The 17,700-nt window shown below is 74.6% G+C and carries 11 protein-coding genes and 1 pseudogene; 2 read left to right on the top strand and 10 right to left on the bottom strand.

Annotation, left to right across the window (positions count from 1 at the left end; all coding sequences use genetic code 11):
* Positions 1-10: 10 nt before the first annotated feature.
* Together IE217_RS14380 and IE217_RS14385 are read right to left on the bottom strand one after the other, a co-directional pair.
* Positions 11-1,315, bottom strand: a complete 1,305-nt coding sequence (locus IE217_RS14380; protein ID WP_190178248.1) for a glycosyltransferase 87 family protein — start codon at positions 1,313-1,315, stop codon at positions 11-13.
* Positions 1,316-1,385: 70 nt separating this feature from the next.
* Entirely contained in the window at positions 1,386-1,877 is a 492-nt protein-coding gene (locus IE217_RS14385) for a MarR family winged helix-turn-helix transcriptional regulator (RefSeq protein ID WP_190178249.1), read from the bottom strand.
* A gap of 143 nt (positions 1,878-2,020) precedes the next feature.
* Between IE217_RS14385 and IE217_RS14390 the strand changes: the two genes are divergently transcribed.
* Complete coding sequence (locus IE217_RS14390) at positions 2,021-2,434, top strand: organic hydroperoxide resistance protein (RefSeq protein ID WP_190178250.1); 414 nt, start codon at positions 2,021-2,023, stop codon at positions 2,432-2,434.
* Positions 2,435-2,485: 51 nt separating this feature from the next.
* Here IE217_RS14390 and IE217_RS14395 read toward each other — a convergent pair whose 3' ends face one another.
* The 8 genes and pseudogenes from IE217_RS14395 to IE217_RS14430 all read right to left on the bottom strand — a co-directional run bounded on the left by IE217_RS14395 (position 2,486) and on the right by IE217_RS14430 (position 15,517).
* Positions 2,486-2,662 carry a hypothetical protein gene (locus tag IE217_RS14395; RefSeq protein ID WP_190178251.1) on the bottom strand — a complete coding sequence of 59 codons (177 nt, stop codon included), beginning with the start codon at positions 2,660-2,662 and terminating at the stop codon, positions 2,486-2,488.
* A gap of 8 nt (positions 2,663-2,670) precedes the next feature.
* Positions 2,671-2,859, bottom strand: a pseudogene (locus IE217_RS14400) (hypothetical protein); the annotation flags it as partial.
* A complete protein-coding gene (locus tag IE217_RS14405; RefSeq protein ID WP_190178252.1) occupies positions 2,856-5,114 on the bottom strand; it encodes a bifunctional glycosyltransferase/CDP-glycerol:glycerophosphate glycerophosphotransferase in 2,259 nt (752 codons plus the stop codon). The pseudogene IE217_RS14400 and the gene IE217_RS14405, both read right to left, overlap by 4 nt.
* Before the next feature lie 7 nt (positions 5,115-5,121).
* A complete protein-coding gene (locus tag IE217_RS14410) occupies positions 5,122-7,329 on the bottom strand; it encodes a bifunctional glycosyltransferase/CDP-glycerol:glycerophosphate glycerophosphotransferase (RefSeq protein ID WP_190178253.1) in 2,208 nt (735 codons plus the stop codon).
* A 572-nt stretch (positions 7,330-7,901) separates the two neighbouring features.
* Complete coding sequence (locus tag IE217_RS14415; protein ID WP_190178254.1) at positions 7,902-8,810, bottom strand: carbohydrate ABC transporter permease; 909 nt, start codon at positions 8,808-8,810, stop codon at positions 7,902-7,904.
* Complete coding sequence (locus IE217_RS14420; RefSeq protein WP_190178255.1) at positions 8,807-10,159, bottom strand: carbohydrate ABC transporter permease; 1,353 nt, start codon at positions 10,157-10,159, stop codon at positions 8,807-8,809. The genes IE217_RS14415 and IE217_RS14420 overlap by 4 nt, the downstream gene beginning before the upstream one ends.
* Positions 10,160-10,164: 5 nt before the next feature.
* The gene (locus IE217_RS14425; protein ID WP_190178256.1) at positions 10,165-11,580 is read right to left on the bottom strand and encodes an ABC transporter substrate-binding protein; all 1,416 of its coding nucleotides are present in this window, start codon (positions 11,578-11,580) and stop codon (positions 10,165-10,167) included.
* Positions 11,581-11,788: 208 nt separating this feature from the next.
* Entirely contained in the window at positions 11,789-15,517 is a 3,729-nt protein-coding gene (locus IE217_RS14430) for an FHA domain-containing protein (protein ID WP_190178257.1), read from the bottom strand.
* 462 nt (positions 15,518-15,979) lie between these two features.
* Here IE217_RS14430 and IE217_RS14435 point away from each other — a divergent pair, with 462 nt between their 5' ends.
* Positions 15,980-17,686, top strand: coding sequence for a serine/threonine-protein kinase (locus IE217_RS14435; protein ID WP_190178258.1), 1,707 nt, complete (start codon positions 15,980-15,982; stop codon positions 17,684-17,686).
* The last annotated feature ends 14 nt before the right edge of the window (positions 17,687-17,700 follow it).

The following is a 17,700-nucleotide window of genomic DNA, read 5'->3' on the forward strand; positions in this document are numbered from 1 at the left end:
TAATCTCCCGTTAAGAGGGACTTGGCGTCCCGTGCGGAAGACGGTGTGCGTCCGTTGAGGGTTCCCTTCGACGTGCCACCAGTTTCGTCGAGCGCCACAGCCGGGCCATGGAGAGTACCGCGGCGGAGCCCAGCAAAACATTGCGGGTGACCATCAGCGCACAGCCCGTCCACGTGCAGGCCGCGACCTCGTAGTACAGCGTGGGGTAGGCGATCACGCTCACCAGGCTCGCCAGCGCGACCAGCGCGGCCACCGGGCGCTGGGTGGTCCGCGGCGAGGTGAGGCACACCGCGGACAGCCCGAGCAGCCAGATCATGTACTGGGGGCTGATCACCCGGCTGGTGACGGTGAACAGCAGCACGGCGCTCAGGGCCGCGTCGTAGGGCGTCGCCTCGGTCCAGCGGCGGGCCCTCACCCGCCAGAGCACCAGCAGTCCGAGGGCGGCCGCCGACAGCGCCAGTGAGAGTTGCGCCACGGCGTGCACGTGCGGCCCGGTGAACTCCAGCGCCCCGTACTGGTAGCGCACCCGGCCCGGCCAGCCCGCGTGCGTGGCCAGGGAGAGCGCGGTGCCGCCGAACGACTCGATCTGCACCCCGCGCCCGCCCTGCTGGCGCACGAAGGCCAGCGGGTTGCGGAACAGCAGGGACAGGGTCAGTCCGGCCCCCGCGCAGGTCAGCGCGGCGGCCGTCCACGACGAACGGGTCGTGCGGCCCCGGGGCGTGCCCAGCAGCGCCAGGGCCGGCCACACCTTCACCAGGGCGCCGAGCCCCGCGAACACCCCGCACGCGCGCGTGGCGCGCGGCAGCGCCAGCAGGGACAGCACGGCGAACGCCGTGACCTGCACGTCGTAGCGGGCCAGCGGCACGTGCAGCAGCAGCGGCAGGCCCAGCGTCCAGTAGCCGGCCCCGCGCAGCGAGCGGCCCCGGCGCGTGCCCGCGCGGGCCAGCGCGACGGCGATCACCGCGTCCACGGCGAGGGTGAGCACCACGAACGACTGGAAGTACGTCAGCCCGGGCAGCAGCGCGGGCGACAGCAGCACCACGCCCGCCCCCGGCGGGTACTGCCACAGCGTGTCGTGGGCCGGGAAGGCGCCCTGGGACAGCACGAGGTACCAGTGGTGGTAGAGCTTCCACACCTCGCGCGCCACCGCGCCCCGGCCGAGCAGCGGCCGGGTGTTGTGCGCGAGCAGCCACAGCATCAGGGCGCGGCTCAGCAGCCAGGCGGCGGCCAGGGCGAGGAGGCGGTGCCTCGTCGGCGCGCGCTCGAGGGCGCGCGTCACGTTCTGGCAGGCACGCGGCACGGCGGAGGCACTCATCACGCCGGATGGTAATCCGAACTAATGCAATAAATCGGGCAATACGCCGATGAGCGCGTCCAAGAGCCGCCTATCGGCGGCCGGGGGTCTCCTCCAGGGCGGCCGTGTCGAGGGCCGTGGTGAGCCGGTCCAGGCGGATGTGCAGATCGCGGATCTCCTCCAGGGAGAAGCCGGTCGCCGACATGATCCGGCGCGGCACCAGGACCGCCCGCTCGCGTAGCGCCGCGCCCTCGTCGGTGAGGGCGACCTGGACCGACCGCTCGTCGCGCGTGCTGCGCTCCCGGCGCACCAGGCCGGCCGCCTCCAGGCGCTTGAGCAGCGGGGAGAGGGTGCCGGAGTCCAGCCGCAGGTGCTCGCCGAGCTTCTTCACGGGCGTCTCGCCGTGCTCCCAGAGCACCAGCATCACCAGGTACTGCGGATAGGTCAGACCGAGCTCCTTGAGGAGCACCCGGTAGACGCCGTTGAAGGCGCGCGAGGCGGCGTGCAGCGAGAAGCAGATCTGACGGTCGAGGCGCAGCCAGTCCTCTTCCGGTGCCGTGTCCCGCGAAAGCTCGGTGGTCATGGCTCCAGGGTAGCTCTGGCCGCCATTTGATTGTGCACAACTGAATTGTGTGCTCTACTTATGGCCGTGAGGCCGCCGGGCCGGACCGCCAGGACCGGACCCGGCCGCCCGGACCCGACGTTTCGAGAGGGATGGTTTCTGCCATGGACGCGCTCTACACCGCCGTCGCCACCGCCACCCACGGGCGCGACGGCCGCGCCCGCACCAACGACGGCAAGCTGGACGTGCAGCTGGCCCCGCCGGTGGAGCTCGGCGGCAACGGCCAGGGCACCAACCCCGAGCAGCTCTTCGCCGCCGGCTACGCGGCCTGCTTCGCCAGCGCGCTCGGCCTGGTCGGCCGCAAGGCCGGGGTGGACGTCAGCGACGCCGCCGTCACCGGCGAGGTTGGCATCGGCAAGCAGGGCGAGGGCTTCGGGCTCGCCGTCACCCTGCGCGTCGAGCTGCCCGACGCCGTGGACGAGGCCACCGGCCGCAAGCTGGTCGAGCAGGCCCACCAGGTCTGCCCGTACTCCAATGCCACCCGCGGCAACATCCCGGTCGAGCTCGTCGTCGAGTGACGGTACGGACGGGCGGCTCCTCGCTCGGCGCACACCGACGCGTCAGTCACCTCATCGGGTGATCGGGTTTCGGACGCTGTCGGTGTGCCGCGAGTGCGGCGGCCCGTCCGCAGTGGCGTCCGGCGTGCCCTCCGCCGTGCGCGGAGCCGGGAACGCGGGCGCCGCCCGGCCCGCCACCGCCTCCAGCAGCAGCGGCACCCCGAGCACCGGCAGCAGCCACGCCGCCACGATCAGCCGCTCGCCGTCTCCCGCCTGTCCTCGCCGCGCAGGCTCAGGGCGTAGGCGAGGTAGTTCTTGGTGTCGGGGGTGTCCCGGCCGGTGACGGTGCCGAGCTGGAGCAGGGCGAAGAGCGCGGCCAGGATCAGCACCCAGGTGCGGGGCCGCCACGCGCGCGGGCGCGTTCGCGTCCTCACCGGCGCCCTCATGACGGTGCGAGGCGGTCGTGCCCTAGGGCCTGCGCGGGCACCTGGGCGGCGGCGGCCGCCGTGGCCGGGACGGGCGCGGACGGCTGCGGCATCCAGCCCTTCTCGCCGAGCAGCAGCGTCCGTACCACCCGCTCGGCCGCCCATCCGTCGTCGAACTCGCAGAACCGCGCCCGGAACCGCTCCCGCAGCCGCGCCGACTCCTGGTCCCGCCAGCGTCCCGAGGCGAACAGACGGGCCAACTCGTCGTAGGTGCGCGAGACATGGCCGGGCGGCCGGGCCGTGATGTCGAAGTAGGCGCCCCGGCTCGCCGTGAACGCGCCCCAGTCGTCGGCGTGGACGACGATCGGCCGGTCGAGGACGGCGTAGTCGAACATCAGGGCCGAGTAGTCCGTGACCAGCACGTCGGCGGCGAGCATGACGTCCTCGACGTGCGGTTCGTCGGTCGCGTCGACGAGCACGCCGCGCCGGTGCAGCTCGGCCAGGCCCATGCCGCGCGCCGGACCGGCCGCCAGCGAGGGATGCAGCCGTACGGCGAGGGTGTGGCCCGCGCCGAGGTCCGCCGCGAACCGGGCCAGGTCGAACCGCTCGACGTGTCCGCCGCGCCGGTGGTCGCGGCGGGTCGGCGCGTACAGCACCACCGTGTTCCCGGGCGGGACGCCGAGCCGGGCGCGGACCGCCGCTCCGTCGCCCGGCCGGGCGTTGACCAGCGCGTCGTTGCGGGGGCTGCCGGTGCGCACCGAGGTGAAACCGCACGGGTAGGCCCGCTCCCAGACCAGCTCCGAGTGGCGGTTGGCGACCAGGCTGTAGTCCCAGCGGTCGGCCCGCTCCAGCATGGCCGGCACGTCCAGGCCGTGCCGGGCGCCGGGCTTGCCCAGCAGGTCGGCCGCCATGAACTTCAGCGGGGTGCCCAGGTGGGTGTGGATGTGGACGCTGCCCGGGCGCTTGGGCAGCGAACCGGGCCAGTTGACGTTGTTGACGAAGTAACCGGCCCGCGCGGCCAGTCGGCGGTAGCGCAGCGAGCCGAGCAACACGTACTCCGCGTCCGGCGGCAGCAGTCCCGCCCGCTCCGCCTGCCCCGCGTCCCGGACCACCCACACCCCGCGCAGGTGCGGGGCGATCTCGCGCGCCTTGCGGTGGATCGCCGCCGGGTCGCCGAGCGCGCCCCGGTGCGAGAACGCCGAGTACATCACCAGGTCCGGCTCCAGCGGGCGCAGGGTGTGCAGCGCGGCCCAGCCGCCCTTGACCCGCCCGGCCGCCGCCCGGCGCACCCGCAGCGCACGGCGCCCCAGCTCCCGCCGGGCACGCCCCGACTGCCGCCGCAGCCGGTAGGCGGCGTACCCGCCGAGCAGCGCCCGGACCTCCCCGTCCACCGGCGCGCCCTGCGGCCGCAGCGCGCGGAAGAGCTCGGCGGTACGGCGGAAGAACTCCGCCTTGTCGGACGGCGGCAGCCGGTCGGGCTTGGCCAGGATGTCCAGGCAGTGCTCGCCCATCTTGCGGTGCAGACAGGGCCGCCAGGAGGCCAGTTCGGGGTGGGCGTCGACGTACGCGAAGACCCGCTCGTACTGGTCGTGGATGTCGAAGTGCCTGCGGCTCGTGGTGGACCAGATGTTGCCCTGGCGGCGCCGGCGGTAGTTCACGCAGATCCGGTCCAGGGTGGCGATCCGTCCGGCGCTGAGCATGACCGGGAAGGTCCAGGGCGTGTCCTCGTAGAAGCCCGGCGGGAAGGTGAAGCCGCCCGCCTCCACGAAGTCGCGCCGGTACAGCTTGTTCCACACCACCATCAACAGGTCGAGGATCTGCGGCCGTTCGGCGGCCGTGAAGGTCTCCTCGCCCACCTCGGCCAGCACCCGGGCCGGCACGTTGCGCCGGGTGCCGCCCCACCAGTAGGTACGCGCGTAGTCGAAGACCAGCACGTCCGGGTCGGCGCTCTCCTCCAGCCGGTGGGCCATCGCCTGGAGCGCGCCCGGGGTGAGGGTGTCGTAGCCGTCGAGGAAGAGGAGGTAGTCGCCCCCGGCGAGCGGTATGCCCGCGTTGCGGGCACGGCCGAGCCCGGCGTTCTCCGGCAGGTGCAGCACCCGCACGCGCGCGTCGCGGCGCGCGTACTCGTCGAGGATCGCACCCGAGCCGTCCGGGGAGCAGTCGTCGACGGCGATCACCTCGACGTCCCGGAACGACTGCTCCAGGACCGAGTCCAGGCACTCGCGCAGGAAACCCTGCACCTTGTAACAGGGGACGATGACGCTGAAGCGGGGCACTGCTTCGTCAGCTCCTTACCGAAGTGGCCGCGGCGGGCGCGGGGACCCGCTCGGCGAGCGGGATCACGGGCGGCAGCGCCTCGGGCGGCTCGCCGAGGAACACCCGGCGCACCACGCGCTCGGCGGCCCGCCCGTCGTCGAACTGGCAGAGCCGCTCCCGGAACGCGGCCCGCAGCTCCGCGGAGCGGGCCCCCGCCCAGGAGCCGTCACGGAACAGCCGGGCCAGCTCCTGAGGTGTACGCGCCACCGGCCCCGGCGGGGTCTCCATGAGGTCGAAGTACACCCCGCGCGTCTCCCGGTAGACCTCCCAGTCGTCGGCGAGGACCACGATCGGACGGTCCAGGACGGCGTAGTCGAACATGATCGAGGAGTAGTCCGTGACCAGCGCGTCGGCGGCCAGGCACACCTCCTCCGAGGAGCGGTGCGCGGTCACGTCGATGACCCGGCCGCCGCCGCGCAGGTCCCCGCGGTCGTAGAAGTAGTGGGCGCGCAGCAGCACGACGACGTCCTCGCCGGCCGCCGCGCAGAAGGCCTCGAGGTCCCATCGCGCCTCGAAGCCGGTGTGGTGGTCGCGGCGGGTGGGCGCGTACAGGACGGCCGTGCTGCCCTCGGGCACGCCCAGTTCACGGCGGACGCGGGCGACGTCCTCGGGGCCCGCCGTGAGGTACACGTCGTTGCGCGGATAGCCGTACTCCAGTTGCTCGTACGCGCCGGGGAAGGCGCGCTCCCACGTCTCGGTGGAGTGGCGGTTGGAGGAGAGGTTGTAGTCCCAGCGGTCCACGCGGTTCAGCAGCTTGGTGAAGCTGCCGGTGGCGGCGGCGACCACGGGGTACGTCGCCTGGTCGCAGCCCATCGTCTTCAGCGGGGTGCCGTGCTGGGTCTGCAGGTGCACGCTGCCGGGGCGTTTGGCCACGGCGTCGGCGAAGTTGGCGTTGTCCACCAGGTACTTGGCGCGAGCCAGTACCCGCCGGCCGCGGGGGCTGCCGATCACCGCGTGGTCGACGTCCGGCGGCACGGTGTGCTCCTGTCCGGGCTCCACCAGGAACACCCCCCGCAGCCACGGGGCGAGTTGGCGGGCCTTGGCGTGCAGGGCGGCCGGGTTGCAGGCGTAACCGCGGCCCCAGTACGCGCAGTAGACGACCAGGTCCTCCTCCAGCGGGCGGAGCAGGTGCCACCGGTAGGCCAGGCGGGCCCGCAGCCGCCCGCCGCGCGGCAGCCTCCCCGCTGCCCCGCCGGCCGCGCGCTGCCCGGCGCACAGCGCGCCGAACACCGTGTACGCGCCCGCCGCGAGCAGCCGCAGCCGGGCGCCCGAGCGGCCGCCGGGCATCCGGAAGCCGGCCGGGCGGTGCCTGCGGTACAGCCGGCGGGCCCCGCGGAAGAAGGCCCGGCGCCGGGCCGCGGGCAGCCGCCCGGGGTGCGCGGCCGTGTCCAGTACGACGTCGATGACCTGCGCGAACAGCGCCGCGTACCGCGCCTCGGACAGGCCCGCCGCGGCGGCCCGCACGAGCACGCGCCCGGCCTGTTCCAGCAGGTCGAACTGGTGCTCGCCCGGCTGGTGCAGCCTGCTGCCCTGCCGGCGCAGCAGATGCCGTACGACGACCCGGCGCAGCACGGCGATCCGGCCGGCGGCCACCGTGACCAGGCCGCTCCAGCCGAGGCCGGTCCAGTGCCCGGCGGGGAAGGCGAGCCGGCGCCCGGTAAGGAAGGAGCGCCGGTAGGCCGCGCTCCACACGGGCAGCCGCACACCCGTCAGCCACGCGGCCTGCTCGGGCGAGAAGGCGTACGCGGGCGCCCCGGCGAGCAGTTCCCCGGCCGCGTTGACGGGCTCGCCCTCCCACCAGGGCGTGCGCTCGTGCTCGAAGTACAGCACGTCGACGTCCCCGGTCTCCGCGAGCCGGGCGTCCAGCGCGGCCAGGGCGCCCGGTGCCAGCGTGTCGTCGCCGTCCAGGAACAGCAGGTACGTCCCCGTGGCCGCCCGCATCCCGGCGTTGCGCGCCGCGCCCGCGCCCGCCGCCGGGGGTGAGTGCACCGGGGCCGCCACCCGCGCGTCCCGCCCGGCGTATCCGGCGGCGACGTCCGCGCCCGGGGCGCCGGGCGCGTCGCAGACAGGGATCAGCTCGAAGTCGCCGAAGGACTGGGCGAGGACCGAGTCCAGCGCCAGGGAGAGCCGGCCGGCGACCCCGTGGGACGGAACGATGATGCTGAAACGGGGCATTCTGCTCTCTCTGCGGTGGTGCTGGTCCCGGCCCTGGCTCTGGTTCCGGTCCCGGTCCCGGTCCCGGGCTTGCTCCTGGTCCTCACGCTCGTCCTGGCGTCGGCCCTGGTCCCGGGCCGGTTGCGGTCGCGGTCGCGGTCGCGGATTCGGTGGCCGCGGCCCGGGCGGCCCGACGGGCGCCAGGTGGACGGTCGGGTGGGGGTGGGCCGCGAGGAGCCGGAGCGCGTGCCGGGGCCCCGGAGCAGTGCCGCGCCCGCCCGCAATAGGGCGGCGCTCAGGGCGCGCAGGAGCTTGGGGGCCGGCCGCAGCGTCCGCAGGAGCAGGACTGTCGCCCGGACCGGCGCGCGCGACGCGCGGCGCGGCCCCAGCCGGACCGCGCACAGGAAAAGACTGAACCTGGGCAACGGGGACATCCAACGGTCGGTGCGGGCGCTCTGCCCGGCAACGTCCCTGGAACGTCCGAAGGAGTGAATCGGTTACGGTTTCCCTCCGGCATGTGGGGGACACCGGCCGGGCAGCGGAAAGGGGGCGGGCCGTTTCCGGACCGCCCCCGATGTCTCGTGCCCGCGCGGCTACTTCACCGCGCCCGCCATCACGCCGGAGACGAACTGCCGCTGGAAGGCGAAGAACACGGCCAGCGGGATCACCATCGAGATGAATGCGCCCGGCGCCAGTACGTCGATGTTGTTGCCGAACTGGCGCACCTGCGTCTGGAGCGCCACCGTGATCGGCTGCGTCCCGGACTTGGTGAACACCAACGCGACCAGCATGTCGTTCCACACCCACAGGAACTGGAAGATGCCCAGGCTCGCGATCGCGGGGCCACCGAGCGGCAGCACCACCCGTGTGAACAGCCGCAGTTCGCCCGCGCCGTCCAGCCGGGCCGCCTCCAGCAGTTCGCGGGGGATCTCCGCGAAGAAGTTCCGCAGCAGGAACACCGCGAAGGGCAGGCCGAAGCCCGTATGGAACAGGATCACCCCGAAGATCGTCCCGAACAGGCCGATCTTGCCGAAGAGTTCGGCGATCGGGATGAGCGCCACCTGCACCGGCACGACCAGCAGGCTCACCACGATCAGGAACCACCAGTCGCGGCCCGGGAACTCCATCCACGCGAAGGCGTAGCCCGCGAGCGAGCCGACCACGACCACCAGGACGGTCGCGGGAACGGTGATCAGGACCGTGTTCAGCAGGGAACCGGTGATGTCCCCGTTCTCCAGGAGCTTCTGGTAGCTGGTGAAGGTGAGCTGCGCGGGCTTGGCGAACACCGTCCACCAGCCGCTGCCGCTCATGTCCTCCGGCGAGCGCAGCGAGGACAGCAGCAGCCCGATCGTCGGCACCAGCCAGAACAGGCCCATCAGGATCAGGAACACCCGGACCAGCCCGCCGCTGACGGCGTCCGCCAGCCGCGAGCCGAGGGAGGGCCGGGCCCGGGCCGGTCGGGCGGGCGTCACCTTCGCCGCAGCCGATGCGTCCGCCGTCATCGCCGCACCTCCCGCCGCAGCCGGCGCATGTTGAACAGCATCACCGGGATCACCAGCAGCAGCAGGAACACCGCGATGGCGCTGGCGATGCCCGGCTGCCCCTCCGAGAAGCCCTTGCGGTACAGCTCCAGCGCCAGCACGTTCGCGTCGTCCTGCGAGGAGCCGGGGGCGATGATGTAGACGAGGTCGAAGATCTTCAGAACGTTGATCATCAGGGTGACGGCGACGACCGCGAGCACCGGCGCCAGCAGCGGCACCGTGACCCGGCGGAACACCTGCCACTCGCTCGCGCCGTCCACCCGGGCCGCCTCCAGCAGCTCCCTGGGCACACCGGCGAGCCCCGCCGCGATCAGCACCATCGCGAACCCGGCCCACATCCACACGTACGCCCCGATGATGGCGGGCGTGACCAGCGACGGGCCCAGCCAGTCGACCCCGTTGTAGGGCTCCTTGAAGTTGCTCGCCGGAAGCCTCAGCAGGGCGCCGTCCGCGCTCGCGGGCAGGGTGAAGGTGCCGTCGTCGGCGGCCTTGGCGGAGGCCACCACCTTGCCGTCCTTCACCGCCTCGACGCGCATCCCGGCGTAGCCCAGCTCCGACGGGTCGACCGCGCCGAGCCTGCCGACGCCCTTGCCGCGCGTGAAGTCCTGCCAGGTGGTGCCGGTGATCCTGCCCGGCTCGGTCTTGGCCCGCACGGCCTGCTTGGCGCTGCTGGGCATCTGGTCGGGGGCGACGCCGACCAGCGGCAGGGCCACCCACTGGCCGGTGTGGACCGGGCTGGTGGTCAGGAAGCCGCCCTGGTCCGGCTTGAGCGGCGAGTTCCGGCCCGGGTGCGCCTTGGGGAACGCCGACGACTGCGCGAAGGTGTCGTGGACGCCCACCCACACCGCGTTGGCGACGCCCCTGTCCGGGTCCTGGTCGTAGACCAGGCGGAAGATGATCCCGGCCGCCAGCATCGAGATCGCCATCGGCATGAAGACGACCAGCTTGAACGCCGTTCCCCAGCGCACCCGCTCGGTCAGCACCGCGAAGATCAGGCCGAGCGCGGTGGCCACCGCCGGGGCGAACACCACCCAGATGATGTTGTTCTTCAGCGCGGTGCGGATGCCGTCGTCGGTGAACAGGGCCTTGTAGTTGTCGATCCCGGCGAATGCGTCGCCGGAGGCGTTGTAGAAGCTGCGGAAGACCGAGTACCCGATCGGGTAGACCACGAGCGCGCCGAGCAGCACCAGCGCGGGCAGCAGGAACAGGGCCGCGACCGTCCTGCGGGTGCCGGTCACGCTCTTGCGGCTGCGGGGGGCGGAGGGCGTCGCCGGTGTCCTGGCGACGCCCTCCGCCGATGCCGACGTCATCGCGGTCAGCTCCCGCTGCCGTAGGCCGCCGCCGCGTCCTTCTCCAGCTTCGCCTGGGTGCCCGCGACGTCCGAGGGGTTCTTCAGGAAGTCCTGGAGGTCCTTCCACTCACCCTTGCCGGGGGTGCCGCCGAAGGCCTGCGGGGCCTGGTCGGACATGTCGAAGCGGAAGTGGTCGCCCGACTCGATCAGCGCCTGCGCGATCTTGCGCTGCACCTCGTTCGGATACGCCGAGTTCGGCACGTTCTTGTTCGGCGAGAGATAGCCGCCGAGCCTGGCCTGGATCGTCGCCGCGTCCGAGGAGGCGAGGAAGGTGACCAGCGCCTGCGCCGCCTTGGAGTCCTTCAGGATCACCGCCGCGTCGCCGCCGGAGACCACGGGCGCGGTCGAGCCCACGGCCGGGAACGGGAACACCTTCGCGTCCGTGCCCACCTTGGCCTTGGTCTCACCGATGTTGACCTGGGCGAAGTCGCCCTCGAAGACCATGCCCGCCTTCGGCTGGTCGCCTCCGGTGAAGGTCTGGGTGACCGAGGCCGGGAACTCCGTCTGGAGCGCGCCGCTCGGGCCGCCCGCGATGTAGTCCTTCTTGGACCACACCTGCGCGAGGGTCGTCAGGGCCTGCTTGACGGACGGGTCCGTCCACTTGATCTTGTGCTGGGCCAGCTGGTCGTACTTCTCCGGGCCCGCCTGGGAGAGATAGACGTTCTCGAACCAGTCGGTGAGCGTCCAGCCGTCGGCGCCGCCCACGGAGAACGGGGTCACCCCGGAGTCGTAGACCTTCTGCGCGGTGGACAGCAGGTCCTTCCACGTCTTGGGCTCGGCCGCGCCCGCGTTCTCGAAGACCTTCGCGTTGTACCAGATGAGCGACTTGTTGGCAGCCTTGTAATAGGCGCCGTACTGCTTGCCGTCCACCTTGCCGATGTCCTGCCAGCCCTGCGAGTAGTTCTTGGTCAGCTGCGCCACGGCCTCGGCGCCGAGGGGTTTGGCCCACTTCTTGTCCACGGCCTGCTTGATGGCCCCCGGCTGCGGGAGCAGCGCCACGTCCGGCGGCTGGCCGCCCGCGATCTTCGAGCCCAGGAAGTTGACGATCGGGTCCTGGGCGGGCACGAAGGTGACCTTGGCGCCGGTCCGCTTGGTGAACTCGGCGAGGACCTTTTTGAAGTTGGCCTGCTCGGCGCCGGTCCAGACGGCGGCGACCTCCAGGGTCGTGCCGTCCAGTTTGGGGAGGGTGACGGTGGCGCCGGTCGCGGGGGCGCCGCTGCTGCTGCTGTCGCCGCCGCTCTTCTTGTTGTCCGAGCCGCCGCACGCGGTGAGGGAGAGAGCCAGTGCTCCCGCGGCGACCACCGCCGCCGTCCTCGCGGCTCTGCCGGCGGTGCTCCTCGTGGCCGTCTGTGTCCGGATGGTGCTGCTCGTGCTGCGCATCACTGCCCCGTTCTTCGTATTCCTCGTCGAACGTCGAGCGCTGTCCCGTGCGCTCTGGTCTACGCCGGGGTCCGGAAGTCGGCAAGAGCGCCCACAGTGTCAAGCGGGCGATCGTGACCACGTCGTGACTCCATGTCAGGGGCCACGGAGGCGAAATGTCCGGGGCCACGCAGGCGAGATGTCAGGGGCCACGCAGGCGCACGAGGGATCAGATCAGCGAGGGGACCCGCGCCGCCGACACCTCCCTCGCCGCCCGCTCCAGGGCGCTGGCGAGCAGGGCCAGGTCCGTCGGCCCGTTGCCCAGCTCCCGCACCGAGCGCCGGGCGGGCGGGTCGCCCATCCGGTCCCACTCCAGCGGGACGACCGTGGGGCGCTGGGTCGCCGTACGGGGGATGCGGCCCGTGACGCGGCCGCCCTGGAAGGCGGTCGTCCGGCCGTCCGCGCGGGTCAGCCGGCCGCGTCCGGGCGCCGGCTCGTCCGGACCGGCGGCGGGCGCCTCCAGGGTGACCCGCAGCGCGGCCCGCCGGGCCGGTTCCGTCTCGGCCGTACGGCCGCCGGGCGTGGTGGCCGCCACCAGGTGGACGCCGAGCCGCTCGCCCTCGCGGGCCACCGCCTCCAGCGCGCGTATGACGGACCCGGCCGCGGGCCGCCCCGGCGAACCGAGCGCGGGGGAGACCAGGGCGTCCAGGTCGTCGACGACCACGACCAGCCGGGGCAGCGGCGGCGCGGTCGCCGCCTCGGCGCGGGCGCGGGCCGCCGCGGGGCGCAGGCGCAGGGTGGAGCTGGGCGGGGCGTCGAGATCGGCGGCTCCCGTGCCGGGGGCCGTACCGCCGGCACCGCCCGTACGACTCGCGCCACTCGCGCCCGTGCCCATGCCCGTGCCCGCGCCCTCGGCGCGGTCCGGGCGGGGGCCAGTCAGGTCGGGACCGGCCGTTCCGGGTCCGGCCGTTTCGAAACCGGCGGTGCCGGGTCCTGCCGCACCCGGTCCGGTCGCCGCGGGGCCCGCCGAGGCGAGGCCGGTCGTCCGGGTGGCGGAAGGGCCCCGGCCCGGTGGTGTGCGCTGGGCGACGATACGGCCGGACACCTCGCGCCGGGCGTGCCACTCGGCGAAGCCGGCGCGACCGAGCAGCTCGGCCCGGCGCTTCAGCTCGGCGCTCAGCGACTGGGCGAACTCCCGCATGCGGACCGGGTCGCTGGCGGTGAGGTGGGTGGTCACGTGCGGCACGTCCGTGCACACCCGCAGGCCCTCGCCGTGCCCGCCGGCCGCCGCGGTGCCGTCCCGGCCGTCGAGCAGGACGATGCCGAGGCGGTCGGGGCGCTCGGCGGCGGCCAGCGACGCCACCACGGACCGCAGCAGCTCCGTACGCCCGCTGCCCGCCGGTCCCTCGACCAGCAGGTGCGGGCCGTCGGCCACCAGGTCCGCGCAGACCGGGCCGCGCAAACCGGCCCCGAGTATCGCCCAGGCACGCCCGCCGAGGGCCACCGTGTCGTCGGCCGCGTCCGCCCAGCGGGCCTGGAGCGACGCCGGGGTGGCCCGGGCCAGCCCCAGCTCGTCCAGCAGCCGCGCCGACAGCGGCAGCGGCGCCGACACCCGCGCGGGCCGGTCACCGGCGACCGCGTCCGTGCGCAGCGGCGCCAGCGCCCGCGCGAACCGCTCGGCCCACGCGGGGGACACCGCGTCGACCACGGCGACGGTGCCGGGCCCCACGGGGGCGGCCGCGGCGTCGGCCGGCCCCGTGCGCGCCACGCGCATCAGCCGCAGCGCCGTCGCCACGTCCCCGCTGAGCAGTGCCACCGCGCCGCACTCGCGGAACACCGGCGACGCGGCGCACGCCGTCTCGTACGTCTCCGTCACCGGGGACGCCGGTGAGGCGGGCACCGCCTCGGCGAGGCACACCACGTGTATCCCGGCCCGCGGTCCCTCCTGCGCCAGCCGCGCCACCGCCTCCCGTACGTCCGCGCCGCCCGGGTCGCCGTCCACGACGAGCACGGTGTACGGCCCGGCGAAGCCCCGCGCGTGTGCCGCGTCGTCGTCGCGGGCCCAGGAGGGCCGGCGGACGCCGGCGGGCGCGGGGTCCGGTGCGGGGGCTGTCTCCCCCGCCTGGTCCTCCAGGCGGCGCAGGAGCTCGTCGGTGCGCGCGGTGGCCTGCTCGCGGTCGTAGGCCAGGAGGAGCCGGCAGTCCTGGCCGTGGACCGGGCGGGTGTGCGGGAGCCAGCCCAGCCAGGACCACTCGGCGGTGCGCTCCTGGAGCGGCCGGGCGCGGTCCGCGCACAGCAGGACCACCTCGAGCGTGTCGGGGGAGTGCAGCGCGGTGAGCTGCGCCAGCACCGCCCGCGCCAGCCCGGACAGGCGGGCGCGCGGACCGGCCAGGCCCAGGGCGCCCACCTCGCGCAGGTTCGCCGTCACCGGGACGGCGGGCAGCAGTCCCGAGCCGTCCGGGGCGGGGCGGTCGGCGGTGCCGAGCCGGACCGTGAGCGTCTCGGGGTGGCCGGGACCGCGCTCCCACAGCCGGGGGCCGGGGCCGAGGGCGGTCAGCAGCAGCGCTGCCGGGTCCGGCCAGGTCTCCGGCATCTGGGCGGCGTTGGCGTACCGCACGGACGCGTCCGCCGTCTCCTGTGCCGCCCCGTGCGCCGCCCCGGTCGTCCCGTACGGCTCCGGTCGGGCCGTCTGCTGGTCGGCGCGGCCGCCGGCCAGCCTGCGCGCCCAGGCGCCGAGACCGCCGCGCCGGCGCAGGCCCGGCGGGACGTCGGTCCCGCGCAGCGGCGTTCCCTTGCGGCCGCCCGCGTCGGCGGGGTCGCTCGCATGGCCGTACGGAGGTGCCGCACCCGCCGCACCCGGCGAGGCGTCGTACGGGACCTCCGGGGCGTCCGGGACCTCCAGGGTGTCCGGGGCGTCCTGGGCCCCCAGGGCTTCCGCGGCGGCGAAGGCTCCGGGGTGGCCGGCCACCCCGGAGCGGCCCGCGTGGGTTCCCCCGCCGTACGCGTCCCCGTCGCGGCCCTCGATGCGCGGCGCACCGCCCTGCGCGGGCACCGCGGGGGACCGGCCGGGCGCGTGCCCGCTCGTACCCGCCGCGTCACCGGAGGCGCCCCAGGCCGCCGAGCCGTAGGAGAGGTGGGTCGGCTGGGCGCCGAGGGGGCCCGCCGCCGAAGCGGGTGCCGGGCCCGGGTACGCCGTGGCGTCGCCGGTCCCGGAGGGCACCCGCGCGTGACCCTCGCCGTCCGGCGCCGTGCGCAGCCGCGCGCCGGGTCCGGCGGCCGGGGTCAGGCGCAGGAAGGACTCGCCGATGCGCAGCAGCGCGCCCGGGGCGAAACGCAGGGGGTGGGGCCCGACCGGCCGGCCGTCCAGCACGGTGCCGTTGGTGGAGCCGAGGTCGGCCACCGAGACGCGGCCGTCCGGGGCGACCGTGACCGCGCAGTGGACGCGGGAGACGTCGGGGTCGTCGAGCGGGACGTCGGCGTCGGCGGAGCGGCCCACGGTGATCTGCCCGCCGTGCAGCAGATGGACGCCGCCCGCGTCCGGGCCCGCCACCACGTGCAGCTGGGCGGGGGCGTCGTCGAGCTCGGGGTGCGGCTCGGGCTCGGCCGGGGCGCCCAGGGACAGCACCGCGCCGTCCAGCAGCGGGGGCTCGCCGAGAGTGCAGCGCTGGGCGTCGAGGCGCTCCGCGCCCGCGTACAGCACGACCGGGCCCGCGCCGGGCTCGCGGCCGCCGCGCTCGGACGCCGGCCGCTCCCGGCCGCCCCGCTCGGTCCCGGCCCGCTCACGGCCGCCGCCGGCCGCCGCCGCGCCGTCCCCGGCCGCCGCGGCGGCCAGCGCCGACGCCACCGCGGCCAGGGCCGTGCCCGCGGGCGCCGTGACCAGCACGTCGCGGCTCGCGGCGCGGCGCCGCGCGTCGGAGGAATGGCCCAGCGGGTCTACGACGGTCAGCCGGATCTGCATCGCCGTCAGCGGTCCCTTCTGCGCGGGCGCCCGCGAACGGCAGGGGCGAAGCCGCCCCGCGGTCCCCCACCGCGGACTGCCCCCACCGCCGCACGAGCACGTCGGCCAGTACTGGAGGCATCCTCGCACCTGCCACTGACACCGCGCCCGCCGCCCGCGGCCAAGTGATCTTGATTGGTCGGCTCTGCCCGCAAAAGTGCCTGTCCAGTGACCCGCGACTGTCCGGATGGGGCCCGCTTGAGATCGGTCACGTCCGCCTCTGGCAACCAACCGACCCGAGCCGAGCGTCTTCCCGTCGAACATGTACGGCATCCCGCGCGTAAGTCGCCTCGTGAGGACGCGAGCGCAGTATCACGACCGCCCGGTAGCGAACAGGGCGGCACTACAGTGGGTCGGAACACCCGCTCAAGGCCCCGGAGGGCGCGGGGGACCAGGAAAGCAAGCGATCAGGGAGCGCATGACGTGCGGCCGGTAGGCAGCAAGTACCTCCTGGAGGAGCCGCTCGGACGCGGCGCCACCGGGACCGTCTGGCGAGCCCGCCAGCGGGAGACGGCGGGCGCCGAGGCGGCCGTGCCCGGTCAGCCCGGGGAGACCGTCGCCATCAAGGTCCTCAAGGAGGAACTGGCGAGCGACGCGGACGTCGTGATGCGTTTCCTGCGGGAGCGCTCCGTGCTGCTCCGGCTGACCCATCCGAACATCGTCCGGGTGCGCGACCTGGTCGTCGAGGGTGATCTGCTCGCCCTGGTCATGGACCTCGTCGACGGCCCCGACCTGCACCGCTACCTGCGGGAGAACGGCCCCTTCACCCCGGTCGCCGCCGCCCTGGTCACCGCCCAGATCGCCGACGCGCTCGCCGCCAGCCACGCCGACGGGGTCGTCCACCGGGACCTCAAGCCCGCCAACGTGCTGCTCCAGCAGGCCGGCGGGCAGATGCACCCGATGCTGACCGACTTCGGCATCGCCCGGCTGGCCGACTCGCCCGGCCTCACCCGCACCCACGAGTTCGTCGGCACGCCCGCGTACATCGCGCCCGAGTCCGCCGAGGGCCGCCCGCAGACCTCCGCCGTCGACATCTACGGCGCCGGGATCCTGCTGTACGAGCTGGTCACCGGGCGCCCGCCGTTCTCCGGCGGGTCGGCCCTCGAGGTCCTGCACCAGCACCTGAGCGCCGAGCCGCGCCGCCCGTCCACCGTGCCCGACCCGCTGTGGACGGTCATAGAGCGCTGCCTGCGCAAGAACCCCGACCAGCGGCCCAGCGCCGAGAACCTCGCGCGCGGGCTGCGCGTCGTCGCCGAGGGCGTCGGCGTGCACGCGAACGCCGCGCAGATCGCCGCCGCGGAGGGCGTCGGCGCCCTGCTCGCCCCCGACCCGGCGCCCGCGACCGTGCCCGCTCCGGACATGCCCGGCGCCGCCGACCCGACGCAGGTGCTGCCGCAGGGCGCGGCGTCGTACGACCCGAACGCCGCGACCAGCTTCCTGCCGCACACCGGCGGACCCGGGAGCGCGCCGGGGGCGGCCGACCCCACCACGGTGCTGCCGCACCACGCCGCGGCCGATCCCACGCGCATGATGCCGCCGATGCCCCCGGGGCAGCCCGGCGGCGGCCCCCAGGGAGAGCCGGACGGGCAGCCCGAGCAGCCGCACCCCTGGCAGACCCAGCTGCGCGCCGCCCGGGACCGCAACGAGCAGACGCAGGTCCAGTACCTCGACCCGGGCGAGGACCCGCTGCGCCGCCGCCCGCAGCGGCAGGTCGCGCGGCCGCAGCCCCAGCCGCACCGGCAGGCGCCCCAGCCGCAGGGCGGTTACGGCTACGCGCAGCAGCAACAGCCGCAGCAGTACGCCCCGCCGCAGCCCCAGCAGCCGCGCCAGGCCCGGCAGCCCCAGCGCTACGCCCCGCCTCCCGCGCCCGAGCCCCAGCGGCCCGCGCGCGAGCCGAGGCCGCCGCGGCAGCGCAGCGCCAACCCGATGAAGATCCCCGGGCTCGGCTGCCTCAAGGGGTGCCTGTTCACGATCGTCATCCTGGTCGTGGCGGGCTGGCTGGTGTGGGAGCTGAGCCCGCTGCGGGACTGGATCGGCACCGGCCGGAGCTACTGGGGTGAGCTGACGCACGGGATCGACAAGGTCTCCGGGTGGCTCAAGCACATCGGGAGCGTCGTACAGGGCAAATGAGCGCCTGCCGCCGG

This window comes from Streptomyces naganishii JCM 4654 (assembly GCF_014650575.1).
Classification (GTDB): domain Bacteria; phylum Actinomycetota; class Actinomycetes; order Streptomycetales; family Streptomycetaceae; genus Streptomyces; species Streptomyces naganishii.

Bases quoted from the DNA above. Each gene is read 5' to 3' on its own strand.
- IE217_RS14420 (WP_190178255.1), bottom strand. From the start codon at position 10,159: ATGACGTCGGCATCGGCGGAGGGCGTCGCCAGGACACCGGCGACGCCC.
- IE217_RS14430 (WP_190178257.1), bottom strand. From the start codon at position 15,517: ATGCAGATCCGGCTGACCGTCGTAGACCCGCTGGGCCATTCCTCCGAC.
- IE217_RS14415 (WP_190178254.1), bottom strand. From the start codon at position 8,810: ATGACGGCGGACGCATCGGCTGCGGCGAAGGTGACGCCCGCCCGACCG.
- IE217_RS14380 (WP_190178248.1), bottom strand. From the start codon at position 1,315: ATGAGTGCCTCCGCCGTGCCGCGTGCCTGCCAGAACGTGACGCGCGCC.
- IE217_RS14390 (WP_190178250.1), top strand. From the start codon at position 2,021: ATGGACGCGCTCTACACCGCCGTCGCCACCGCCACCCACGGGCGCGAC.
- IE217_RS14410 (WP_190178253.1), bottom strand. From the start codon at position 7,329: ATGCCCCGTTTCAGCATCATCGTTCCGTCCCACGGGGTCGCCGGCCGG.
- IE217_RS14385 (WP_190178249.1), bottom strand. From the start codon at position 1,877: ATGACCACCGAGCTTTCGCGGGACACGGCACCGGAAGAGGACTGGCTG.
- IE217_RS14425 (WP_190178256.1), bottom strand. From the start codon at position 11,580: ATGCGCAGCACGAGCAGCACCATCCGGACACAGACGGCCACGAGGAGC.